We start from the raw sequence: 23,750 nt of genomic DNA on the forward strand, positions 1-23,750 counted from the left end.
GCGCCGGATCCGCATCGGATCGTGTGCATCACCGCGGTCGGGATGCAGTTTTGCGCCGACGCTGATATCGTGACGCGAATCACTACACAGGAGCGCACACGTGTCACCGACCCAACTTCTCGTTCCCACATTTACCCAGATGCTGCGCGCGCAGTCCGCGTGGCTCGACAAGGCTGTCGCGCACCGGCAGGCCGCAGGCGGCGAGCTCGACGCAGTGATGACGCTGAAGCTGGCGGCCGACATGTATCCGCTCGCCGCACAGGTGCGCTTCTCGTGCTTCCAGTCGATGGAGCCGGTTTACCGGCTGCGCGGCGAGCCGTTGCCGGCGGCGCTGCTGGCATTGCGCGAAGCCGGATGGAACGCGGATGCGCAGCCCGGCTCGCTGAGCGACGCGCAGGGCATCCTCGCCGGCACGCTTGCGTTTCTCGGCGAACTCGCGCCGGATGCGCTCGACGGCGGCGCCGCGCTGCCAATCGCGCTCGAATTGCCGAACGGGATCGCGTTCGACATGACGGGCGAGCAGTACGCGCGCGACTGGGCGCTGCCGCAGTTCTACTTCCACGCGATCGCCGCGTACGCGATCCTGCGCCATCACGGCGTCGAGCTCGGCAAGGCCGACTACGTGCCGCACATGCTCGCCTACGTTCGGCCCGGCACGATTCCTCAGGGTTAAGCGGGCCAGTGGGCGGAGAAGCGGCATGACGCGGGCGCTGTTCATCTGCAGCCGCAACCGGCTGCGCAGCCCGACGGCCGAAGCGGTGTTTGCCGCGTGGCCGGGCATCGAAACCGACTCCGCGGGCCTCGCGCCCGATGCGGACATGCGCCTGTCCGCCGACCAGCTCGACTGGGCCGACATCGTCTTCGTGATGGAGCGTGCGCACCGCACCAGGCTGTCGGCGTTATTCGGCGCTTACCTGAAGCACAAGCAGATCGTCTGCCTCGACATCCCCGACCGGTACGCGTTCATGCAGCCCAAACTCATCACGCTGCTCGAACGCAAGGCCGGCCCGTTCCTGCGCGCGTGAGCGGCGCAGGCGACATCGGCGTCAGCGCCGCGGGCCGTTCAGAATCGCCGAAAAACAGTCGAGGCGCAGCAACTCGATGATCTTGCGCGTCGGCACGCTCGCGCGCAGCGTTTCGAGCCGGTCGACGGTGAACCACTTGCAGCGGGCGATCTCGTTGCTTGCGTGCGGGGTCAGGTGCGCCGGCACCTCGGCCACGAACACGTGATGCAGCTTCGTCAGCCCGCCGAATTGAACCGCGTAGTCGAGCACGAGCCCCTCCAGCCGCGTTTCCTCGGCAAGCTCCCGCTGCGCGGCCTCGAGCGGCGTCTCGCCGCGCCGGATCGTACCGCCCGGCAGCGACCAGCGCGACGCGGTGCGGGCGACCAGCAGCACGCTGCTGCGCTGGCGGCACACGATCGTGGCGCGTTCCTTGATGACGGCGAGGGTATCCGGCCCGGTACTCATGTTCGGCAAAACAGGTGCTGAATCGTGGAGAAAATGCGCGTCGGCGGTTCGTGATCCGGCAGCGGGCCGCGACGGCATGCAGGCAGCCGCGCCGATCTTACCGGCCGTTCGTGACAGTTCCGTGCACGGCGTCGCGCGATCGACGCCGCGTCACGCGTGCGTATAGATCCCGCTGCGCGTTGGCTTCACGTGGCGCGGATGGCGGCTCTTGTGAACGGCGCGCCGGTGATGGGGCGCCGGCGCGTGCCGGCTTGCAGGCGCCGCGCCGGGCATCTGCGTCTGTCCTTCGCCGAATTGGAAAGTCTGGGTCTGCGCGTGTGCGACGCCCAGCGTCGACGTCAGCACGAAGGCCGTCAGCAGCAACCGTTTCATGAATAGTCCGCCTTATTTTTTCGAGATGACCGTATTTCGTCAGCTTAACGAAGGGCGGGGCGGCACCGCAACCGGCCCGGGTTCGGTGTCGTCCCCACTTGCGCGCGGCGGCGTTCTCCATGCGGCAGCCGGGTGGATCCGGGCTTGACAATATAATTCTCGAGTGTGAATATAAATTCACACACAAGAATTATTCGACGAATCCGGAAGGGTGCGCCGCAGGCGCCGAACCACCGGAACCGGCAGTCCGATCAACCGGAAGCAGGAGCGAGACGCATGGCGGAACACGAGCAGCAGGGCGCGCTGGCGGGATTGCGCATCATCGATCTGTCGCGGGTGCTGGGCGGCCCGTACGCGACGCAGATCCTCGCCGACCATGGCGCGGAGGTGATCAAGGTCGAACCGCCGACGGGCGACGAGACGCGCACGTGGGGCCCGCCGTTCGACGGCGACACCGCGTCGTATTTCCTCGGCGTGAACCGCAACAAGCTCGGCATCGCGCTCGACCTGACGAAACCGGACGATCGCGAGCGGCTGCTCGGCCTGCTCGAACACGCGGACGCGGTCGTCGAGAACTTCAAGATCGGCACGATGGAGCGCTGGGGGCTCGGTTTCGACGCGCTGCATGCGCGGTTTCCGCGCCTCGTCTATTGCCGCGTGTCGGGCTTCGGCGCGGACGGCCCGCTCGGCGGGCTGCCCGGCTACGACGCGGCCGTGCAGGCGCTCGCGGGGCTGATGAGCGTGAACGGCGAAGCAGGCGGCGCGCCGCTGCGCGTCGGCGTGCCGATCGTGGACCTCGTCACGGGGCTGAACGCGGCGCTCGGCGTGCTGATGGCGCTGCGCGAGCGCGACGCGAGCGGCCGCGGCCAGTTCGTCGAATCGACGCTGTTCGACTGCGCGCTGTCGATCCTGCATCCGCATACGCCGAACTTCTTCCATTCGGGCAACGCGCCCGTGCGCACCGGCAACGCGCACCCGAACATCACGCCGTACGACAGCTTTCCGACCGCCACCGTCGACATCTTCCTGGCGGTCGGCAACAACGGGCAGTTCGCGGCGCTGTGCGACGTGCTCGGTACGCGCGACTGGCCCGGCGATCCGCGGTTCGCGGACAACCGCGCGCGCAGCGCGAACCGCGCCGCGCTGCGCGCGCTGCTCGAAACGGCGCTGGCCGGACACGACGGCGCGGCGCTCGCCGAGCAGCTGATGCGTCGCGGCGTGCCGTGCGCGCCCGTGCTCGGGCTCGACGCGGCGCTCGACCATCCGCACGTCGCGCATCGGGAGATGAAGGTCGAGCTGGGCCGGCATCGTGGCATCGCGTCGCCGATCAAGCTCGGCCGCACGCCGGCCACATACCGGCGGCCGCCGCCCGCGCTGAACGAACACGCGGCGCAGGTGTTTGCCGACGACGAGCACGGCGCGCCCCGCCGGGACTGACCGGCAACGCGGCATCCCGGCATCGCGGCCACCCGACGCGCGAGCCGGACGCCCCCATTCGGATATCACGCCGGCCCGCGCACCGAGGCGCGCACCGGCTGCAGAGGAGACGCATCATGCTCGCATGGATCGGCGCGATCGCCATCGTCGCGCTGTTCGGCCTGATCATCACGAAGCGGCTGTCGCCGCTGGTCGCGCTGATCGTCGTGCCGGTGGCCGCGTCGCTCGCGGCCGGGTTCGGGCTCACGACCGGCAAGTTCATCGTGCACGGCGTACAGAACATCGGCCCGATTGCCGGGATGTTTGTTTTTGCGATTCTATTTTTCGGAATCCTTACTGATGCGGGGATGCTCGACCCGATCATCGCGGGCGTGCTGCGCGTGATCGGCTGCCATCCGCCGCGCATCGTGATGGGCTCGGCGCTGCTCGCGCTGCTGATCCATCTCGACGGCTCGGGCGCCGTCACGTTTCTCGTCACGCTGCCCGCGATGATGCCGCTCTATACGCGGCTCGGGATGGATCGCCGCATCCTCGCGTGCGTCGCGTCGATGGCGGCCGGCGTCAATTTCCTGCCGTGGGTCGGGCCGATGCTGCGCGCGTCAGCGGCGTTGCATATTCCCGGCTCGGCGATCTTCATGCCGATGATCCCGGTGCAGATCGTCGGGCTCGTGTTCGTATTCGGCACCGCGTACGTGCTCGGTGCGCGCGAGGCGAAGCGGCTCGGGCTCGATCGCGCCGGCGCGGCGTCGCTCGCGGTCGCGCAGCGCGAGCTGACCGACGCCGAACGCGCGTTGCGCCGGCCGGACCGCTTCCGGATCAACCTCGCGCTGACGCTCGTCGTGCTCGTCACGCTGGTGTCGGGCATCGTCGACCCGATGGTGATGTTCATGCTCGGCACGGTCGCCGCGCTGGTGATCAACTACCCGGACGTGCAGGCCCAGCGCGAGCGGATCGACGCGCATGCGAAGGCCGCGCTGATGATGGCGAGCGTGCTGCTCGCGGCCGGCGCGTTCACCGGCATCATGTCCGGCACCGGGATGCTGAAGGCGATGGCGGAGGTCGTCGTCGCGCACGTGCCGGTCGAGCATGCGCGCCACATGCCGTTCGTGCTCGGGCTGCTGTCGATGCCGCTCAGCCTGCTGTTCGATCCCGATTCGTTCTACTTCGGCGTGCTGCCGGTGCTCGCGGAGAGCGGCAAGCTGCTCGGCGTGCCGCCGATCCAGATGGCGCAGGCCGCGCTGCTCGGCCAGATGACGACGGGTTTCCCGGTGAGCCCGCTCACGCCCGCGACGTTCCTGATCGTCGGCCTGACCGGCGTCGAACTGGCCGAGCACCAGAAATTCACGATTCCGTTCCTGTTCGCCGCCACCGTGCTGATGGTCTTCGCCGCGGTCGCGACGGGCGTGTTTCCGCTATGAGCGGCGCATCCGTTCATCTTTTCCGGGAGAGCAGTCCATGCAGTTCGACCTGACCGACGACCAGCGCGCGATCGAAAGCGCGATCGAGAAAATCTGCGCGCGCTTCGGCGACGACTACTGGCTCGAACGCGATCGCGCGGGCGGGTTTCCGGCCGATTTCCACGCGGCGCTCGCCGAGGCCGGCTGGCTCGGCATCGCGATGGACCCGGCCCACGGCGGCGCCGGGCTCGGGATGACCGAGGCCGCACTGATGATGCGCACGATCAGCGCTTCGGGCGCCGGCCTGTCCGGCGCGTCGGCCGTCCACATGAACATCTTCGGGCTGAACCCGGTGCAGGTGTTCGGCAACGACGCGCAGAAGGCGCGCTTCCTGCCGCCGCTGATCGCCGGGCGCGACAAGGCCTGCTTCGCGGTGACGGAACCCGACGCGGGCCTCGACACCACGCACCTGACCACGCAGGCGCGCCGCGACGGCGACCACTATGTGCTGAGCGGGCGCAAGATCTGGATCTCGACCGCGCAGGTCGCGAACAAGATGCTGATCATCGCGCGCACGACGCCGCTCGACCAGGTCGCGAAACCGACCGACGGGCTGAGCCTGTTCTATACCGACCTCGACCGCGCGCGCGTCGAGGTGCGCGAGATCGAGAAGATGGGCCGCAAGGCCGTCGATTCGAACATGCTGTTCATCGACAACCTGCGCGTGTCGCGCGACGACCTGATCGGCAACGAAGGCGACGGCTTCCGGTACCTGCTGCACGGGCTGAATCCTGAACGGATCCTGATCGCCGCCGAGGCGATCGGCCTCGGGCAGGCCGCGCTGCGCCGCGCGACGCAGTATGCGTGCGAGCGCGTCGTGTTCGGCCGGCCGATCGGGCAGAACCAGTCGATCCAGCATCCGCTCGCGCTGGCGTGGATGCAGCTCGAGGCCGCGTGGCTGATGGTGATGAAGGCCGCGACGCGCTACGACGCGGGGCAGCCGTGCGGCGCGGAGGCGAACGCGGCGAAATACCTCGGCGCGGAAGCCGCGTTCCACGCGTGCCAGACGGCGATCGCGACGCACGGCGGGATGGGCTACGCGAAGGAATACCATGTCGAGCGCTACCTGCGCGAGTGTATGATTCCGAGGCTCGCGCCCGTGAGCCCGCAACTGATCCTGTGCTACATCGCGGAGAAGGTGCTCGGGCTGCCGAAGTCGTACTGACGCGCGGCAGCCCGCCGGCGCGCGGTTTCCCGTTTCGAATCAAGCGCTCGTCATGGACGTCAAACTCGTTGCCCGCACGCTCGACCTGTTCGAGCTGTTCGCCGCCGAACGGCGGCCGCTGCCGCTCACCGAACTCGCGCGCCTGCTCAATGTGCCGGCGTCGAGTTGCCTCGCGATGGCGCGCACGCTCGTGAGCCGCGGTTACCTGTACGAAGTGCGCAAGCGCGGCGGCTACTACCCGACGCGCCGATTGCAGACGATCGCCGCCGCGATCGACGCGACCGATCCCGTCGTCGACATCGTCCATCCGCATCTCGTCGCGCTGCGCGACGCGAGCCGCGAGACGGCCGTGCTCGGCAAGATCCAGGGCCTGTCGGTCACGTACCTCGACGTCGTCGAATCGGAGCAGGCGATCCGCTATACGCGCCAGCCAGGTGAACTGCGCCCGCTGCACGCGAACTCGATCGGCAAGGCGATCTTCGCGGAACTCGCCGGCGATGCGCAGCAGGCACTCGGCGTGCAGCTGCCGTTCGAACGCTTCACCGACGCGACGGTGGCCGACCTGCCGGCGCTCGTCGCGCAGACCGCGCGGTTTCGCGAACTCGGCTGGGCCGAGAACTTCGGCGAGAGCGCGCCCGAGCTGTCGGCGATCGCGGTCGCGCTGACGCTCGACGGCGACTGGTACGGGCTGTCGGTCGTCGGGCCGACCGAGCGGATCCGCCAGCATCGCGACACGCATGCGGCGCTGCTCGTCGACGCGAAGGCGCGACTGCTGGCCGAGCACGCACGCGGGTAGGGCAGTACGCCACCACTAGGGGCGGGCCGTTCGCCGGCGCGCGATCCCGCCGCGCCGGAACCGGCCCGCCGCGCGTCACACCATCACGACTTCACCCACACGCCGCCCGCACTCGGGTTGTCGCCCTGCGTCCACCATTTCGCGCAGTACTTCGCGCCCTGGTACATCACGCACGTGCCACCCTGGTAGGCGGTCGTGGCCGACCACACGGGCGAGCCGCCGCCGACCGGCTTCCACACGGCGGCCTGGCCGGGCACGTCGCCCTGCGTCCACCATTGCGCCTGATACGTCGTGCCCTGGTAGGTGACCGTCGCGCCGGCCGTATAGACCTGGCCGGCCGCCCAGGGCGCGCCCGGCTGCGGCGTGCCGCCGTTCGAGCCGCCGCCGTAGTTCGGGTCCTGCGTGACGCCCGCGCCCCACTTGCCGTCGAGTGCCTTGAAGATCGTCGCGAACGCGTACGGCTGCTGCGCGACGCCCGAGCAGGTCGGCGACGCATACGCGCCGTTGCTCGGGCACGGCTGGTCGCGGCCGACCGACCAGTTGCCGAAGAACCCGTAACCGTTGTTGACTGCCGCGTTCAGCACGCTTTGCGCGTTCGCGAGCGTGAAGGTCTCGCCCTGCACGTCGTTCACGCCGATCATCGGCGTGACGCCGACCATCTGCCAGAGCTGCGCGCTGGTCTTCGTCTGGCCGACCGACTTGAACGCGGTGTCGAGCTGCGCGTACAGCGCTTGCGCGGCGCTGATCGCGGCCGCGCCCATGTCGATGTTCGCGGGGCCGTAGTCCATCGTCATCAGGTTGACGGCGTCGAACGACGTGTTGTTCGCGATCGCCGCGTTGACGACGTTTACACCGTCCTGCGTGAGCCCGGTCGGCATCGTCGGCAGCGTCAGCGTGACGTGCAGCGGCTTGCCCTTGGCTGCATAGTCGGACTGCAGTTGCGCGACGGCCTGGAAGTTGCGTGCGACCGACGCAGTGTCCTGCTGCGACGCGCCCTCGATGTCGAAGTCGATATGCGTGAGGCCATACGTGTCGATCACGGTCTGGTACGCCGTCTTCAGCGCGGGGACCGTCGAGCACGCCTGCATCAGCGGCGTGCCGTTCGCGCCGCCGAACGATACGGCGACTTCGCCGCCTTTCGCGCGATAGCTCGCGAGCGACGTCGACAGCGCGGTGAGCAGGCCGCCGCTCGCGCCGTTGCCGATCGGCTGCACGCCGCCCCACGACGGCGCGCAGCCGTTGCCCGCGACCACGAACGCGAGCGTGAACTGCTGGATGCCTTGCTGGACGCCGATCTGGTCGACGAGCGGCGTCGGATAGAGCGTGACGTCGACGAAAGGCGCATAGACGCCGGCACCCTGGGACGCGCTCGCGGCTGCGAGCAGACAACCCGCGGCAAGCGCGCGCGGGATGAAACGCGGCAACACATTGTTGTTCATTGGGTTCTCCAAGTGGAAGAGGGATACGCTGGCCCGCGTATCACCGCCGGACGGGCGACCGGGCATGCCCGGGCGGCGGCGTGCCCATCTTGGAGGATTCGCGCCGAATAGTGAATGGTTAGGTGTTCTTTTTGTTATTTGATTCCCGATACGTAACGATCTTGCCGATTCGACACTGTTCTGTAATGCGCCGGGCATCGATCAAGAAAAACTTACCACCGGTTTCGAAATAAAAACGTCACGCTCGGCACGCCCTGACAGCCGCTTCAATCGTGTAATCACGTGTAATCGCTTTCGCCTTGCGCACGGCATAACTTTGCCTTCGAGCGGAGTGCTTTCGCGCGCGGCTCACCCACGATGCAATGTCGTCTTATCCATAAGGAGCTCAAAATGCTGGAAAGAATCGTAGCAAAGCAGGCAGTCGGAAGCGTTCCAGGCGGCGACCAGAATTCCTGGATCAACCCGCCTTTCAATGCGCAAATCACGTTCCCGGGCACGTTTTCGACCGCGCCCATTGTTGTCGTGACGGCCCTCCAGGACCCCAACGACTCAACCAATTATCCGGACACGTTCTCGGTGACGGTGACCCAAGTCACGACGACCGGATTCAACGTCAACATCACCCGCGAAGATAAGGTGTTTCCCAATTACTCGGGCAGCGATTGGGGGCAAAACCTCTACGTTTCGTATATCGCCGAAGTGCCGAGCCAATAAAAATCGAACCGGAATAATGCGGTCGCTGCCTCTTTTCTAACTGCGCCGGCTCCACCGCCGGAAGTTTGACCAGGCAGTTCGGCGGCTGGCCAGTCGCAGCCATTCGCTGCGGCTGGCCGCCATCGGCGTCGCTTGTTGCGCCGCATGCTCCGCGCAGGTTGCTTGCGTCGGCGAGGGCTGTTGAGGCGGTCGTGGTGCGTTGTCGGACGCAAGGCTCACGACGCAGATCCCGCGATCCCGATGCCGTAAAGGATCGCGCTTCGAAAGCCGGCACGGTTGCCTTTCGATGAAAGATGGCCGCCGTCGACGGCAGGCGGGAGCGCTCGAATCCGTCGGCCCGATCGGCCATGTCCCATGTCCGGGGTATCCGCCGACCACCGCTGCATGTACGTCACGAGCATCGATTCGGTGTTCTGAATATTGGCTCACGGCACGCGAGGGAAGGGTGCACTGGTGCATCTGCGCCGCTCGCGCCCCCCATTCTCGTCAGGAAGGTCGAAAAATGACAAGCACTCTACACATTCCGGCTGGCTACTTGACGCTGGGCCTGGACTCCACCGGCGCCATCGTCGAACTCATCGATTCCCGCAGCGGCCGCAACTACATCTCGCCCGGGAAGTTCGTCCTGCTCGTCAGACTCGTGATCAACGGAATACTGGTGTTGCCCGCCAGCGTCCGGTGGTCCGCCGCTTACAACACGCTGTCCTTCGCGAATGACACCGGCATCGCATTCGAGGTCGATGTCCGCGTCCTGCAGAAGAACGGCTATGCCACCTTTGAAGTCACCCGCGTGAAGACCGACCGCGATTACGACGTTCAGGCGCTGCTGTGGGGGCCATTGCCTGTCGCGATCAACCAGACCGTCGGCGAAGCCGCGGGCGTGGTACGAGACAACGAATTCGCCATCGGCCTCAAGCCGCTCAACGACCGCACCGAAGGCGCGTGGCCCAAGGAATATCCGCAATACGGCTGGGGAAACGACATTATCTCCAATCCGTACAATCTGTACGTGGCGTCGATGGAACCGTGGAGCGTGGCGGCAAAGACGTCATGGGGGGCCGTGCTGCGAGCCTTTACGTACGACTACACGCGCCGGCGCGATCGGCTCAACCCCGATGGCTATCCGATCCCGCTCGGCCCACTCGACCGCGCAGGCTCGGTAATCGGATCGAAGATTGCGCTATACGGCAGCGCACCGGAGCTCGTGACGACCCTGTTGTCGTTCATTGCTTCGGGTGAAAATCTCCCGTATCCGACCCAGAATGGCCAGTGGCAGAAAGTGGCGCAGGCCAGCGGCCAGTCGTCTTTCGTGGTGAACGATCTCGACACCGGCAATGTCGACAAGGCTGCCCGCCTCGCCCACAGCGCGGGAATCAACTACATCTACTCGCCAGAGAACTATCGCGGCCCCTGGAAATCCACCGGGCATTATCAGTTCGACTCCACCTTCGGCGGCAGCGACAACGGGGCTGAAAAGCTGGTGAAAACTGCCAAGGAGCACGGTGTCCGCGTCGGCGTTCATACCATGTCGGACTTCATCAGCGTCGGCCAGCCCACCTCCATCGATCGCTACGTTTCACCGCCCGCGGACCCTCGTTTGGCCTTGGGTTGCCAAGCCACCTTGTCCCGGTCGTTGAACATGACGAACGCGATGCTCTACTTGAGTGGATTCGTGCCGATGCCGGACGGGATCAAAGTGAAGATGCTACGTATCGGCGACGAGTTCATCTCGTACAAAGATGCCCAAAGGAGCGGCAGTGAATGGAAAGTCAGTGGGCTGACCCGAGGCCAGTGGGACTCCATCCCCGCCCCGGCCGCGCGCGGCACGCCCGTTGCGAGTGTGATCGTGAATTCGTATAACGGGGCCATCGGCGGCCTCGGCATCATCGACGAGATCGCCACCCGGCTGGGGACCATCAGGAACAACGTCGGCATCCGGTACCACTCCTTCGACGGGGTGGAATCCGCCAGTGATACCGGCTGGGGCAGCTTCGGCATTGCCCGGTTGATAAACGGCACCTACGCTGCCCAGACCGGGCACGATGGATACATCAGCGAGACAAGCCGGATGACCTCGAATGCGTGGGATATGCTGACCCGGGCGAACTGGACCAACGTGGATATGGATCAGCTGTACCGCAACAACGTCTTCTACCAGGCCAACTACCTGCCGGGCATGCTTGGATGGTTCGATATCACAGACCTCTCGTTGACCCAGATCGAAACCAGGCTCGCACGCGGCGCGGCGCTCAACGCCGGCATAGGCTTCCGGGGCTGGGTGGCAACCTTGCCCTCGGCGCCGAAGATTCTCGACAAGATCAAGCAGTGGGAAACAGCCAGGAATCTCGGCGCGTTCACCGAAAAGCAAAGGGCCGCGCTTCGCGACCAGACTACCTGCTGGACCCTGGAGACCATTACCCCCGGCCAAAGTTGGTCGTTGCGGCCGGTAAGTTCCGGAGGCATCCCGATCGGCAATCCGCAGACCGTATCGGTGCCGACACCGCAACTGGGCCCCGCAGTCTTGCCAGCCGCCGCTCGAGGCACGCTCTACGCAGCGAAAATCACGTCGAATACGCCTGCGACCGTCCGTTTCACGGTGACCAGCGGGGGATTGCCCCCAGGCCTCCAGTTCAATCAGGATACTGGCGGGATCGTTGGTACGCCCGGGAGGACCGGGAGTTACACGTTTGGCGTCACGGCCACGAACGACGGGGGACTGGCTGACGCGCGTGCGGTTTACACCATCGTGGTGAACTGAAGTATCGAGCAGCCCTCATCGAATTCGCGGGCGACTGCGCCGGCATTCGGGACGCGCGTCAATCCGGCGATACCTGCGGCATTCGGTGAGGGCGATCCCCCGTTTTGGCTAACGTGATCGGTGTGGAAGAGGGGGTTGCGCGGCCAGGACACCGGAACCACGGGGAAAGAGCGATCCGGGTCGTTTGACCCGCATCATGCCGATGCGGGTTGCACAAGCGAGCGCGCGAGCGCGACGAAGCGTTCGACGCACGCCGACGAAAACGGCTCGCTCCACGACACGATCTGCTCGACCGCACGCGTGCCGGCGAGCGGCACGTACACGACGCCCGGACGCTGCAGCGTCGCCGTGAAGCCCGGCACGATCGCGATGCCGCGTTCGGCGGCCACCAGCGACACGAGCGTCGTGATCTGCGCAGCGGTCGCGCCGATGCGCGGTGCGAATCCGGCCTGCGCGCACAGGTCGTCCAGCGCCGCGGTCAACGCCGAACCGTAACCGGGCGGAAAGGTCACGAAGGTTTCGTTTGCAAGCGCCGCGACGTCGACGCTCGCGCGGCCCGCGAGCGGATTCCCGGCCGGCACGGCCGCGACGAGCGGTTCGCGCGACACGACGAGCGACGCAACCGGCACACCGGGCGCGCCGTCCCACGCCCAGCCGAAGCCGATGTCCATCGTGCCGTCCGCGATCTGCTGGCGCTGGCTGGCGGTCGCCGCTTCGCGGAACGCGAGCTCGACGTCGGGCATCGTCCGGCTCGCGACGCGGATGACGTCCGGGAACGTGTCGGACATCGGAATCGAGCTCGCATAACCGATCACGAGGCGCCCGGCGATGCCTTGCGCCATCTTGCGCGCGCTCGCCTCGGCCTCGGCGGCCGCGCTGACGACGTTACGCGCATGCTCGAGGAACAGCGCGCCTTCGGGCGTCAACCGCACCGCGCGTGTCGACCGCTCGAACAGCCGAACGCCGAGTTCGCTTTCCAGCGCGGCGATATGGCGCGTCAGCGGCGGTTGCGCGACGCGCAGGCGCAATGCCGCGCGGCCGAAGTGCAGTTCGTCGGCGACGACCACGAAATAACGGAGGCGGCGCAGGTCGAGCATTGTTGTCGTTCCGGTATCAATGGCGGTGAAAACGGTATTGGCGTGCATGCGGCGCGCTCGTCAGACTGTCGACATCGACGATCAGGCATCCCCGATGAACGACCGGACCACGCGCATCGCGTTCTTTCTTTGCGGCTTCGCCGCGTTTCTCAATCTCTATTCGACGCAGGGCATCCTGCACGAACTCGCGGCGACCTTCGGCGTCAGCGCGGAGCGCGCGGGGCAGGGCGTGAGCGCGACCACGACGGCCGTCGCCATTATCGCGCCGTTCGTCGGCGTGCTGGCCGCACGCATCGAGCGGCGCATCGCGATCGCGTGCGCGGCGGTGGCCGTCGCGCTGCCGGTCGTGTGGTCCGCGCATGCGGTGAGTTTCACGTCGTTTCTCGGCGCGCGCTTTGCCGCCGGCCTGATCATGCCGTTCGTCTTTGCGCTGTCGATCGCGACTATCGGCGAACGTTTCGATCGCGGCACGTCGGCCGAGATCGGCGCGCTGTTCGTCGCCGGCACGACGCTCGGCGGTTTCGCGGGCCGCTTCGCGACCAACCTGCTGACGTCGATGTGGGGCTGGCGGCACGCGCTCGACGTCGTCGCCGCGCTGTGTCTCGTGACGGGTGTGGCGATCTATGCGAGCCTGCCGGCGTCCCGCGCGATCGCGCCGCGTTCCGGCCACGATGCGGATGCGGGGCCGTCGTGGCGAGTCGTCACGCGCGGCCCGCTGCTCGCGTCGTTCGCGATTGGCGCGTGCGTGCTCGCGTCGCAGGTCGCGACGTTCACGTTCGTCGGCCTGCGGCTTGCGCGCGCGCCGTTTGGCTTCGGCACGGTCGAGATCGGCGCGATCTATGCGGTGTTTCTGGTGGCGGTGGTGGTGACGCCGCTCGCGGGGCGCGTCGCGCGGCATCGCGGCCCGCGCGCGCCGGGGCTCGCCGCGGCCGCGCTCGCGATCGGCGGGGCGCTGTTGACGCTGTCCGACAGCGTGCCGGTGATCCTGGCCGGCCTCGCGCTCAGCTCGACCGCCGTGTTCGTCGAACAGGCGTCGGCCAACACGTTCATCTCGCAGGCGGCAGCGTCGGCGCGCTCGACGGCGATCGGCATCTACCTGTCCTGCTATTACTTCGGCGGCAGTCTCGGCTCGATCCTGCCGGTACCCGGCTGGCATCGGTGGGGATGGGCCGGCTGCGTCGCGTTCGTGGTCGTGGCGCAGACCATCGTCGGCGTGCTCGTGTACCGCTTCTGGCGAACCGGCAGCGCGGCCGGCACGGCGCATGCCGACGCGCGCGGTGCCGGGTTCACACGCTAGCCCGGTTCAGCGATACCAGCGCGGCGTATAGACCCACTCGCGCCCGTCGCCAATCGCGAAACGCCGGGTGGTCGACGAGCCGACGATCACCATCGTGCGCATGTCGACCTGATCGCTGCGCAGCGCGCCGAGCGTCGTCGTCGCGAGCGTCGCGCCCGGCCGGCCGATGTCGCGCCCGAGCACGATCACAGTATCGGCCGCGCGGTGCGCGCGCACGACGTCGAGCGCACGGTCAAGCTGCCACGGCCGCGCACGCGAGATCGGGTTGTAGAACGCCATCACGAGGTCGGCTTGCGCCGCATGCCGCAGACGTGTCTCGATCACGTCCCACGGCTTCAGGTTGTCCGACAGCGAGATCGCGCAGAAGTCATGGCCGAGCGGCGCACCGGCCTGCGCGGCCGTCGCGAGCGAGGCCGATACGCCGGGCTCCACACGCAGGTCGACCGCGGCCCATTGCGGGTCGCGCGCTTCGTCGAGCGCTTCGAGCACGGCCGCGGCCATCGCGAACACGCCGGGGTCGCCCGACGACACGACCACGACGCGCCGGCCTTCGGCCGCGAGCTCGAACGCATGGCGCGCGCGCTGCATCTCCTCGCGATTGTCGGTGCCGTGCACGCGCTGGTCGTCGCGAAACGGGCCAGCCATGGTCACGTAGGTCGTGTAGCCGAGGATGTCGGTCGCCTGGTCGAGCGCGGCACGCGCGGCCGGCGTGAGCCACGCAGCGCCGCCCGGGCCGAGGCCGAGCACCGTCAGGCGGCCGCGCGCGCGGCCGAGCGTGGCGGGATCGACCGGCTGCGACGCGACCGCGCATGCGAGGCCATCCGACGCGGCACGCAGCGTGTGCGTGACGCGCAATGCATGGCCGAGCAGCGTGGCCGCATCGGCTTGCGCGTCGCGGTCGGCATCGATATCGATATCGACGAAACGCAGTGGCACATCGAGCGTTTGCGCGGCGTCCTCCAGTACGGTATCGCCGATCGCCGATGCCGGCGCGACGATGGCCGCGAGCGCCAGCCGCGCGAGGCCTTGTGCGTCGAGCGCCGCTTCGATGCGCGCGGCGAGCGTTTCGTGCGCGTGAACGGCATCCGCAGCGACGCCGACCACCACGCTGCGCGGATGGATCACGAGCTCGTCGCGCGTGCCGCGCCACGCATCGGGCGTCACGCGGATCGCATGCGCGGCTGCGTCGTCGCGCGGCAGCGCGACATCGTCGAGCCACGGCGCCGCGCCATCGATGCGCGTCGATGCGCCCGCAAGCAGGTCGGACACGAAGCGCTTGCCCTGCGAGAGATCGGCGAGTGCATATCCTTCGGGCGGGTTGAGCACGCATGCGCCGAAGCGCAGTTCGCCGCTCGTCGTGATCGCCGGCGCGACGCCGAGCCATTCGGCCAGTTCGCGCGCGATCGCGTTCACGCCCGTCAACCCGCCGAGCAGCGGCACGACGGCCGACCCGTCTTCCGCGACCGCGAGCACGGGCGGCTCGACGCCCTTGTCGGCGAGCGCGGGCGCGATGCAACGGATCACGATGCCGGCCGCGCACAGCGCGACGATCGGCAGGCCGCGCGCATAGAGTTCGCGCAGGTGTGCGCCGAGTTCGTCGAACGGCACGTCGGCATCGACGCGCGACGCGAGCCCGTGGATGCGCGCACCCGGATAACGCGCCTGGATGCGCCGTGCGGTGTCGAGCGCGCCCGCGCCGAGAATCACGATCGCGGGCGGAGTCGTCATCCTTGCCATTTTTCCCCCGGCACGACCAGCAGCGAGAAATACGGCGACGCCATCGGGTCGACTTCGTCGAGCGGCACGATGCGCTGGCTCGCCATCGTCGCGCGCTCGACATACAGCGCGCGCTTCGCGAGCCCCAGTTCGTCGAGCACGCGCCGCACCTTGTCGAAATTGCGGCCGAGCTTCATCACGACGGCCGCGTCGGCCTGCGCGAGCCGCGCGCGCAGTTCGTGCTCGGGCAGCACGCCCGACAGCACCGACAGGCTCTGGTTGCGATAGACGAGCGGCTGGCCGAGCACGGCCGTGCCGCCGAGCATCGCGCACACGCCCGGGATGACCTCGGTGTCGTAGCGCGGCGCGAGGCGGTCGTGCAGGTACATGTACGAGCCGTAGAAGAACGGGTCGCCCTCGCAGATCACCGCGACGTCGCGGCCCGCGTCGAGGTGCGCGGCGACGATCTCGGCGGCCGTATCGTAGAAGTCGGCGATCACCGTCTCGTAGCAAAGCGGCGGCGGCAGTGCCTCGGTCGTCACCGGATAGACGAGCGGCAGTTGCGTCTGCGCGTCGAGCAGGTGCGCTTCGACGATGCCATAGGCATTGCCTTTCTTGCCCTTCGCGACGAAATACGCGACCACGGGCGCGGCCTGCAGCACGCGCAGCGCCTTGATCGTCATCAGTTCAGGGTCGCCGGGGCCGACGCCGACCCCGAACAGGCGTCCGCGCGCGGTCGTCATTCGACCTCCGTCGCGAGCGCGTTGACCGCGGCGGCCGCCATCGCGCTGCCGCCGCGCCGGCCGAGCAGCGCGACGTACGGCACGCCGCGGCTGTCGGCGTCGAGCATCGCCTTCGATTCGGCCGCGCCGATGAAACCGACCGGGAACCCGAGGATCAGCGCGGGGCGCGGCGCGCCGGCGTCGATCATGTCGAGCAGATGGAACAGCGCGGTCGGCGCATTGCCGATCACGACGACGCTGCCTGCCAGATGCGGGCGCCACAGTTCGAGCGCCGCGGCCGAGCGCGTGTTGCCCAGATGCCGCGCGAGATCGGGCACCTCCGGCTCGCCGAGCGTGCAGATCACGCGGTTGGCCGCAGGCAGCCGCGCGCGCGTGATGCCTTCGGCGACCATCTTCGCGTCGCACAGGATCGGCGCGCCCGCCGCGAGTGCCGCGCGGCCCGCCGTGCCGGCACCGGCCGAGAAGCGCAGGTCGTAGACGACGTCGACCATCCCGCTCGCGTGAATCACGCGCACCGCCAGTTTCTCGAGATCGGGCGGGACCTGCGACAGGTCGGCCTCGGCACGGATCGTCGCGAACGACTGGCGGTAGATTTCCTGCCCGTCGCGAATGTAGTCAAGCATCGGTGTGTCCTGGCTGTGCCGCGCCCGTCAGTCGGGCCGCGGCCTGGTCAATCGTCAGATGGCGCGCGAGCGGGGCGCCGAGGCCCGCGACGGCGTCGCGCCGGTAAAGGTCGTAGTGCGCGGGTGCCACCGCGACGAGCGTGTGCGTCGCGGGATGCGGCAGCGCGCAGTGGCGCTCGCAGCCGCTCAGGTGCACGTCGACCGGACGGCCGATACGTGCGGCGAGGGCGAGCGCGTCGTGTTTCGTGTCCGCATGCGCTTTCGCGCAACCCGCGCTGCCGGTGCATGCGACCAGCGTCGCAAGCGGGTCCGACGGCGTGCAGACGAGGCCGAGCGACGCGAGCGCGGCGAGCGTGGCCGGTGCGCGTTCGCGCGACACGCCGTGCATGAACACGCCTTGCCACGGCGTCATCGACAGCGTGCCGTCGCCGTCGGTGTCGGCCAGTGCGGCGAGCCGTTCCAGTTGCGTCGCGTCGAGCCGGCCGAGCACGAACTGCGCGCCGACGCTGCAGCGCGCCGCGTCGTACGACGGGCGCGCGCCGAAACGCAGCGCCGGGTCGGCACGCATGCGCCGCCAGCCCGCCAGCGCCGGATCGGCCGCGAGCGGGAACGGCAGGTAGTGCTGGGCGCGTTCGAGCAATGCGCGTTCGCCGCACGTCGCGATCAGGGCGCGCATCCGCGTGACGTCGGCCGGCGCGAGATCGAGGAACGCGAGGAGCAAGGCGCGGACCAGCGCGACACTCTGATCGGGCGACACGTCGACCAAAGCCGGCCGGTCGCCATGCGCGACGGGCGGGCAGCCGGCCAGCCCGGCCGCGATGCGTACCGCGCCGTCGTCGCGACGCCACGCGGCCAGCCAGATGTCGTGCGGATGATCGAGCGCGGCGACCGATTCGCCGCCGTCGAGCTGGATCGAGAATTTCGGCGATAGCTCGCCGCGACGCGGTTCACGCGCCAGCATGTCGAGCAGCGGCATTGAGAGCGAACGGCTGTCGACGAGTGCGGCGGGATCGTGCCCGGCAAGCGGGCTGAGCATCAGGTTGCGGGCATCGTCGCTCGCGGCGAGCGCGGCCGCATCGGCGCCGGCGTCGATGCGCGGGCCAAGACCCGCGTCGAGCAACGCGCGCGTCAGCGCGTCAGCCGCATCGTCGCGGATGCCGCGCAACTGGAGATTCGCGCGATTGGTCGCGTCGATCGCGCCGGAGCCGCAGGCGCGCGCGGCGGCGGCGATCGCGCGCGCCTGATGCGCGTCGAGCCGGCCGCCCGGCAGCTTGATCCGGCACAGCCCGCCATCGGCGGCCGCGACCACGCGCACGAGCCCCGGGCAGGCCGACGGGCGCACGACGGGGGACGCAGGAATCGAATCGGGGGCGGAACTCAACGGGGTACCGGGGCAGTGTCGCGCCGCGGCCAACGCATCGGTACACCCCGCCCGACGCCGACTGGCACGCACGCACTTTCTGGCCGGCAGGTCTCCTGGCTGACAGGTCGGCACCGGCTCCCGGCCTTCCCGGTCGAACCAGTGGCATGAGGGGGAGATCGGCTCGCTGTCTACAGTTGCGGGGGCAGCCACAGCGGCGCGCGGTGCGCCCTGTGTTCCCTCTTCGGCCCCGAAGGGCACCGGCGAACGAACGGCCGTAGGATACCCGATTTCGACCGCGATTCGCGACCGGCAAGCCGTTCGCGACGGGCGAAGCGGAAGAGGGCCGGCCAGCGGCGGGCCGGCAGATGAAACGGGCGATGGAACACGGTACCATGCCGTTTTTCGCAATGCGGACGGCTGCGCCGGCTCTTTCACGGCCGCGCGGCGACACGATGGATTCGAACGATGGGGAAGGGTGCATGACGGCGTGGCTGACGGTAGTGGGCATCGGCGACGACGGTTACGCGGGGCTCGGACGCAGCGCGCGGCGCGCGCTGCTCGACGCGACGCGCGTCGTCGGCGCGACGCGCCATCTCGACATGCTGCCCGCACGGCTGCCGGCCGCGCGCGAAGCGTGGCCGTCGCCGTTCGATCTCGCGGGCGTGCTCGCGCGGCGAGGGTCGCCCGTCTGCGTGCTCGCGAGCGGCGACCCGATGCTGTTCGGCGTCGGCGCGACGCTCGCGCGCGCGCTTTCCCCCGACGAATGGCGCGTGCTGCCCGCACCGTCGTCGCTGTCGCTCGCGGCCGCGCGCCTCGGCTGGGCGCTGCAGGACATCGGCGCGGTATCGCTCGTCGGCCGTCCGCTCGCGACGCTCGCGCGCCACCTGCTGCCGGGCCGGCGCCTGTTCGTGCTGAGCGCCGACGGCCGCACGCCGGCCGCCGTCGCGGCCGAACTCGTCGCGCGCGGCTTCGGGCCGACGCGCATCAGTGTCTTCGAACATCTGGGCGGCCCGCTCGAGCGTCGTCTCGACGGCCTCGCGCACGACTGGAACGTCGACGAAACCGCCGCGCTCAATCTGGTCGCGCTCGATTGCCAGGCCGGCCCCGACGCACCGCGCCGCGCGCTCACGCCCGGCCTGCCCGACGATGCATACCGCCACGATGGCCAGCTCACCAAGCGCGACCTGCGCGCGATGACGCTCGGCCGCCTCGCGCCCGCGCCCGGCGAGCTGCTGTGGGATGTCGGTGCCGGCAGCGGCTCGATCGGCATCGAATGGATGCGTGCGCATCCGTCGTGCCAGGCGATCGCGATCGAAGCGCATGCGGAGCGGCAGCGCTTCATCGAGCACAACCGCGATGCGCTCGGCGTGCCGGGCCTGCAACTCGTCGCGGGCCGCGCGCCCGATGCGCTCGCGGGGCTTGCCGCGCCCGACGCGATCTTCATCGGCGGCGGGGCGACGGCGTCCGGCGTGCTCGACGCGTGCTGGTCGTCGCTGAAGCCGGGCGGCCGACTGGTTGCTAACGCGGTCACGCTGCAGGGCGAGATGGCGCTCGCTGCATGGCGCGATGCGCACGGCGGCACGCTCACGCGCGTGTCGCTCGCGCATGCCGAGCCGCTCGGCCGCTTCGATACGTGGCGGCAGCCGTTGCCGGTCACGCTGTATGACGTGCGCAAGCCCGACGCGATCGACGCGACCGGGCCGTCGAACCCGACCAACGTGTGATGCGCGACGAAACCCCCGAACAGCCCGCGCCGCTGCGTTTCGGCTATACGACCGGAAGCTGCGCGACCGCGACGTCGCTCGCGGCCGCGCGCCTGCTGCTCGCGGGCCGTGCGGACGACGCGGTCGAGATCGTGCTCCCAAAGGGACAACACGTGTTGATGCGGCTCGAGTTCTGCCGGATCACCGCTGACGGCGCCGAGGCCGGCACGATCAAGGATGCCGGCGACGATCCGGACGTGACCCACGGCGCGCTGATCTTCGCGCGCGTCGCGCTCGCGGCGGCGCCCGGCGTGCGCTTTCATGCGGGCCCGGGCGTCGGCACGGTCACGCGCGCGGGGCTGACGCTACCGGTCGGCGAACCGGCGATCAACCCGGTGCCGCGCCAGATGATGACGACGCACCTCGACGCGCTGGCGGCCGAGCATGGCTACGCGGGCGGTTTCGACGTGACGATCGGCGTCGAAGGCGGCGAGGCGCTCGCGCTGAAGACGATGAATCCGCGCCTCGGTATCGTCGGCGGGCTGTCGATTCTCGGCACGACCGGCATCGTGCGGCCGTTCTCGTGCTCGGCCTATATCGCGTCGATTCACCAGGGCATCGACGTCGCGCGCGCGAACGGCATCGCGCATATCGCCGCGTGCACGGGCAATGCGAGCGAGGACGCGATGCGCGCGCACTACCACCTGCCCGACATGGCGCTGATCGAGATGGGAGATTTCGCGGGCGCGGTGCTCAAGCACCTGCGGCGCGCGCCGATCGCGCGCCTGTCGATGTGCGGCGGCTTCGGCAAGCTCAGCAAGCTCGCGGCCGGCCACCTCGACCTGCATAGCCGCCATTCGAGCATCGATCTGCCGATGCTCGCGCAGTGGGCGGCCGAAGCGGGCGCGAGCGATGCGCTGCAGGCCGCGATGCGCGGCGCGAACACGAGCCAGGAAGCGTTGAAGCTCGCGCTGGCCGACGGCGTGCCGCTCGGCGATCTCGTGTGCGCGCAGGCGCTGCGGGTCGCACGCGACATCGTGCCGTCAACGGTCGCCGTCGAGATGTTCGCGATCGACCGGCAAGGCCGCTTCGTCGGGCAAGCGCGATGAGCGCGCGCATCCTGCTGCTCGGCGGCACCGGCGACGCGCTGACCATCGCGCGCGCGCTCGGCCCGCGGCACGTCTACAGCCTGGCCGGCCTCGGCAAGGTGCCCGGCGACCTGCGCTGCGACGTGCGGGTCGGCGGCTTCGGCGGCGCCGCCGGATTGGCGGCCTATTTGCGCGACGCCGGCATCGGCCTCGTGATCGACGCAACGCATCCGTATGCCGCACGAATCAGCGCGAACGCGGCCGCCGCGACGCGCGACGCGGGCGTGCCGCTATGGGCGCTGCGCCGCGCGCCGTGGGTGCCGCAACCCGGCGACGACTGGCGGATGGTCGACGACTGGGCCGGCATCGAGGCCGCGCTCGCGCCGTTCAGGCGGCCGCTGTTCACGCTCGGCCGCGAGCCGCTCGCGCATCTCGACGCGATCCCGCCACACCAGTTCTGGCTTGTGCGCTGCCTCGACGCGCATCCCGGCAACGCGCAGGCGCAGGCGCAGATCATTGCCGCGCGCGGGCCGTTTACGCTCGACGGCGAGCGTGCGCTGTTCGCGCTGATGGGCGTCGACGTCGTCGTCAGCAAGAACAGCGGCGGCGCGGCCACCGAGGCCAAGCTCGACGTCGCGCGCGAACACCGGCTGCCGGTCGTGATGCTGCGCCGGCCGCCGCTGCCCGACGCCGACCGCGCATTCGACTCGGCCGCCGCGCTGCTCGACGCACTCGATCCGGCTGCACGCGCGTGACGCCGCGCAGCCGATCATCCAACGAATAAACGGAGATTTTTCGATGACGGTGTATTTCATCGGCGCGGGCCCCGGCGACCCGGAGCTGATCACGGTGAAGGGCCAGCGCCTCGTGCGCACGTGCCCGGTGATCCTGTATGCGGGCTCGCTGGTCCCGCCGGCCGTGCTCGACGGCCATCGCGCGGAGCAGGTCGTCAATACGGCCGAGCTCGACCTCGACGCGATCGTCGCGTTGCTCGCCGGTGCGCATGCGAAAGGGCAGGACGTCGCGCGCGTGCATTCGGGCGACCCGTCGCTGTACGGCGCGATCGGCGAGCAGATTCGCCGCCTGAAGGCGCTCGGGATTCCCTACGAAATCGTGCCGGGCGTGACGGCCACGGCCGCGTGCGCGGCGACGCTCGGCGTCGAGCTGACGCTGCCCGGCGTCGCGCAGACGGTGATCCTCACGCGTTTCGCGGGCAAGACGACGATGCCGGAAGGCGAGGCGCTCGGCTCGCTCGCGGCGCACCGCGCGACACTCGCGATCCATCTCGGCGTGCGTCATCTCGTGCGGATCGTCGACGAAGTGCTGCCGCACTACGGCGCCGATTGCCCGGTCGCGGTGATTTATCGCGCGAGCTGGCCCGACGAGGAACGCGTGACCGGCACGCTCGCCGACATCGTCGGCAAGGTGCAGGGCACGCAGATCGAGCGCACCGCGCTGATCCTGATCGGGCGCGTGCTCGACGCCGAAGGGTTCGCGGATTCGACGCTGTACGCGAGCGCGGGCTGATCACGCGCGCGCCGGCCGGAGTTCGGCGCGGCGTTCGCGCAGGTGCGTGTAGATCGCAGCGCCGATCGTGATCGCTCCGCCGACGAAGTAGATCGGTGACGCCGATTCCCCGAGAATCAGGATCGAAGCAGCGATGCCGACGACGGGGATCAGGTTGAGCACGACCACGCTCCAGTACGACGTGTTGTCGCGCGCACCGCGAAAATAGAACAGGAATGCGAGCGTGAACTGCAGCACGCCGATCGCCAGCGCGGGCCACACTGCCGACCAGGCCGGCAGTGGGTGCAGCCCGTTGCCGCCGTCGGCCTCGAAACCGAGCAGCACGAGCGCCAGGAGCAGCGAGCCGGCCTGCTGAATCAGCAGCATCGTCGTCGCGGACGGGAGCGTCACGGCCTGCGTCGACAGCGACACATACAGCGCGGCCACCATCACGCCGGCGAACACGAACGCGTCGCCGCGCAGCGATGCGTGCCCGTCCGCCGACGCATCGCCGAGCGCGATGACCACGACGCCCGTCAACGCGACGACGCCCGCGACCAGCAGCCGCGTGTCGACCCTGAACCGGAACAGCATGATGTTGAACGCGAGGATGCCGAGCGGTTCGAGCGCGAAGATCACCGCCGTGTGCAGCGCGGACGTGGATTGCATGCCGACGAATCCGAGGTAGTACGCGCCGCACGGTTCGAGCATGCCGATCAGCGCGACGACGGCGACCTGCGCCGGTGCGATGCCGGCGAGGCTGACGCGTTGCACGGCGGCGACGCACGCGAGCGCCGCGACGCTCGCGGCGATCTGCAGCACGATGAGCCACGCGGGCGAGAGGGCAGGCAACGCCATCTTGCTGAACGGAATGGCGACGCCCCAGCACAGCGTCGCCATGATCAGGCATCCGGTCTTGCGCGCGCTGCCGTTCATGCGGTGACTCCGCTCGAAATATCGACACGTAGAATGCGGGCGTGCGGCCGCCCGGATCGACGGGATCGCGC

General features: G+C 69.0%; 22 protein-coding genes and 1 riboswitch. Of the genes, 13 read left to right on the forward strand and 9 right to left on the reverse strand.

Going from position 1 to position 23,750, the window contains the following annotated elements:
- The first annotated feature begins 100 nt into the window (after window positions 1-100).
- Both ACN22W_RS09025 and ACN22W_RS09030 read left to right on the forward strand, forming a co-directional pair.
- Window positions 101-673 carry a DUF1993 domain-containing protein gene (locus tag ACN22W_RS09025; protein WP_129514552.1) on the forward strand — a complete coding sequence of 191 codons (573 nt, stop codon included), beginning with the start codon at window positions 101-103 and terminating at the stop codon, window positions 671-673.
- 25 nt (window positions 674-698) lie between these two features.
- Window positions 699-1,025: a low molecular weight protein tyrosine phosphatase family protein gene (locus tag ACN22W_RS09030; protein ID WP_419683648.1), complete on the forward strand. Its 327-nt coding sequence runs from the start codon at window positions 699-701 to the stop codon at window positions 1,023-1,025.
- Window positions 1,026-1,046: 21 nt separating this feature from the next.
- Here the strand turns inward: ACN22W_RS09030 and ACN22W_RS09035 are convergent, their stop codons facing one another.
- Both ACN22W_RS09035 and ACN22W_RS09040 read right to left on the reverse strand, forming a co-directional pair.
- On the reverse strand, window positions 1,047-1,469 hold the full coding sequence (locus tag ACN22W_RS09035; protein ID WP_193098347.1) for an NUDIX hydrolase: 423 nt from the start codon (window positions 1,467-1,469) through the stop codon (window positions 1,047-1,049).
- Window positions 1,470-1,619: 150 nt separating this feature from the next.
- Window positions 1,620-1,841 (reverse strand): hypothetical protein, encoded by a 222-nt coding sequence (locus ACN22W_RS09040; protein WP_419683651.1) that lies wholly within the window; start codon window positions 1,839-1,841, stop codon window positions 1,620-1,622.
- A gap of 276 nt (window positions 1,842-2,117) precedes the next feature.
- Between ACN22W_RS09040 and ACN22W_RS09045 the strand changes: the two genes are divergently transcribed.
- The 4 genes from ACN22W_RS09045 (at window position 2,118) to ACN22W_RS09060 (ending at window position 6,696) form a co-directional block, all read left to right on the forward strand.
- Entirely contained in the window at window positions 2,118-3,278 is a 1,161-nt protein-coding gene (locus tag ACN22W_RS09045; RefSeq protein WP_419683653.1) for a CaiB/BaiF CoA transferase family protein, read from the forward strand.
- Between the two features lie 116 nt (window positions 3,279-3,394).
- Window positions 3,395-4,696 (forward strand): CitMHS family transporter, encoded by a 1,302-nt coding sequence (locus ACN22W_RS09050; protein ID WP_419683655.1) that lies wholly within the window; start codon window positions 3,395-3,397, stop codon window positions 4,694-4,696.
- A 37-nt stretch (window positions 4,697-4,733) separates the two neighbouring features.
- A complete protein-coding gene (locus tag ACN22W_RS09055) occupies window positions 4,734-5,900 on the forward strand; it encodes an acyl-CoA dehydrogenase family protein (protein WP_343491365.1) in 1,167 nt (388 codons plus the stop codon).
- Between the two features lie 52 nt (window positions 5,901-5,952).
- Window positions 5,953-6,696 (forward strand): IclR family transcriptional regulator, encoded by a 744-nt coding sequence (locus tag ACN22W_RS09060; RefSeq protein WP_111017087.1) that lies wholly within the window; start codon window positions 5,953-5,955, stop codon window positions 6,694-6,696.
- An 83-nt stretch (window positions 6,697-6,779) separates the two neighbouring features.
- Here ACN22W_RS09060 and ACN22W_RS09065 read toward each other — a convergent pair whose 3' ends face one another.
- Window positions 6,780-8,135: a chitinase gene (locus ACN22W_RS09065; protein WP_419683658.1), complete on the reverse strand. Its 1,356-nt coding sequence runs from the start codon at window positions 8,133-8,135 to the stop codon at window positions 6,780-6,782.
- 390 nt (window positions 8,136-8,525) lie between these two features.
- Between ACN22W_RS09065 and ACN22W_RS09070 the strand changes: the two genes are divergently transcribed.
- Together ACN22W_RS09070 and ACN22W_RS09075 are read left to right on the forward strand one after the other, a co-directional pair.
- Entirely contained in the window at window positions 8,526-8,849 is a 324-nt protein-coding gene (locus ACN22W_RS09070; protein ID WP_164992013.1) for an H-type lectin domain-containing protein, read from the forward strand.
- Window positions 8,850-9,351: 502 nt separating this feature from the next.
- Window positions 9,352-11,607 carry an Ig domain-containing protein gene (locus ACN22W_RS09075; protein WP_419683660.1) on the forward strand — a complete coding sequence of 752 codons (2,256 nt, stop codon included), beginning with the start codon at window positions 9,352-9,354 and terminating at the stop codon, window positions 11,605-11,607.
- Between the two features lie 194 nt (window positions 11,608-11,801).
- Here ACN22W_RS09075 and ACN22W_RS09080 read toward each other — a convergent pair whose 3' ends face one another.
- The gene (locus tag ACN22W_RS09080; RefSeq protein ID WP_048243686.1) at window positions 11,802-12,704 is read right to left on the reverse strand and encodes a LysR substrate-binding domain-containing protein; all 903 of its coding nucleotides are present in this window, start codon (window positions 12,702-12,704) and stop codon (window positions 11,802-11,804) included.
- Between the two features lie 94 nt (window positions 12,705-12,798).
- On the opposite strand from ACN22W_RS09080, the gene ACN22W_RS09085 reads away from it, so the two are divergent.
- Complete coding sequence (locus tag ACN22W_RS09085; protein ID WP_419683662.1) at window positions 12,799-14,001, forward strand: MFS transporter; 1,203 nt, start codon at window positions 12,799-12,801, stop codon at window positions 13,999-14,001.
- 6 nt (window positions 14,002-14,007) lie between these two features.
- On the opposite strand, the gene cobJ is transcribed toward ACN22W_RS09085, so the two are convergent.
- Genes cobJ through cobG form a run of 4 tightly spaced genes read right to left on the reverse strand, consistent with a single transcriptional unit; the run spans window position 14,008 to window position 18,464 of the window.
- A complete protein-coding gene (gene cobJ / locus ACN22W_RS09090) occupies window positions 14,008-15,729 on the reverse strand; it encodes a precorrin-3B C(17)-methyltransferase (protein WP_419683664.1) in 1,722 nt (573 codons plus the stop codon).
- Window positions 15,726-16,460 (reverse strand): precorrin-2 C(20)-methyltransferase, encoded by a 735-nt coding sequence (locus ACN22W_RS09095; protein ID WP_048243680.1) that lies wholly within the window; start codon window positions 16,458-16,460, stop codon window positions 15,726-15,728. Before ACN22W_RS09095 ends, cobJ begins: the two co-directional genes overlap by 4 nt.
- Window positions 16,457-17,083, reverse strand: a complete 627-nt coding sequence (locus tag ACN22W_RS09100) for a precorrin-8X methylmutase (RefSeq protein WP_048243678.1) — start codon at window positions 17,081-17,083, stop codon at window positions 16,457-16,459. The genes ACN22W_RS09095 and ACN22W_RS09100 overlap by 4 nt, the downstream gene beginning before the upstream one ends.
- Window positions 17,076-18,464 (reverse strand): precorrin-3B synthase, encoded by a 1,389-nt coding sequence (gene cobG / locus ACN22W_RS09105; RefSeq protein ID WP_419683666.1) that lies wholly within the window; start codon window positions 18,462-18,464, stop codon window positions 17,076-17,078. The genes ACN22W_RS09100 and cobG overlap by 8 nt, the downstream gene beginning before the upstream one ends.
- A 67-nt stretch (window positions 18,465-18,531) precedes the next feature.
- A riboswitch (cobalamin riboswitch) is annotated at window positions 18,532-18,723 on the reverse strand.
- 202 nt (window positions 18,724-18,925) lie between these two features.
- Here cobG and cbiE point away from each other — a divergent pair.
- The 4 genes from cbiE to cobM are packed head-to-tail and all read left to right on the forward strand — an operon-like array spanning window position 18,926 to window position 22,764.
- On the forward strand, window positions 18,926-20,170 hold the full coding sequence (gene cbiE, locus ACN22W_RS09110) for a precorrin-6y C5,15-methyltransferase (decarboxylating) subunit CbiE (RefSeq protein WP_419687394.1): 1,245 nt from the start codon (window positions 18,926-18,928) through the stop codon (window positions 20,168-20,170).
- Entirely contained in the window at window positions 20,170-21,258 is a 1,089-nt protein-coding gene (locus ACN22W_RS09115; RefSeq protein ID WP_419683668.1) for a cobalt-precorrin-5B (C(1))-methyltransferase, read from the forward strand. The genes cbiE and ACN22W_RS09115 overlap by 1 nt, the downstream gene beginning before the upstream one ends.
- A complete protein-coding gene (locus tag ACN22W_RS09120; RefSeq protein ID WP_419683670.1) occupies window positions 21,255-21,992 on the forward strand; it encodes a cobalt-precorrin-6A reductase in 738 nt (245 codons plus the stop codon). Before ACN22W_RS09115 ends, ACN22W_RS09120 begins: the two co-directional genes overlap by 4 nt.
- Before the next feature lie 43 nt (window positions 21,993-22,035).
- Window positions 22,036-22,764: a precorrin-4 C(11)-methyltransferase gene (gene cobM / locus ACN22W_RS09125; RefSeq protein ID WP_419683672.1), complete on the forward strand. Its 729-nt coding sequence runs from the start codon at window positions 22,036-22,038 to the stop codon at window positions 22,762-22,764.
- On the opposite strand, the gene ACN22W_RS09130 is transcribed toward cobM, so the two are convergent.
- On the reverse strand, window positions 22,765-23,679 hold the full coding sequence (locus tag ACN22W_RS09130; RefSeq protein WP_419683674.1) for a DMT family transporter: 915 nt from the start codon (window positions 23,677-23,679) through the stop codon (window positions 22,765-22,767).
- Window positions 23,680-23,750 lie beyond the last annotated feature (71 nt).

This window comes from Burkholderia theae (assembly GCF_048565265.1).
Lineage (GTDB): Bacteria > Pseudomonadota > Gammaproteobacteria > Burkholderiales > Burkholderiaceae > Burkholderia > Burkholderia theae.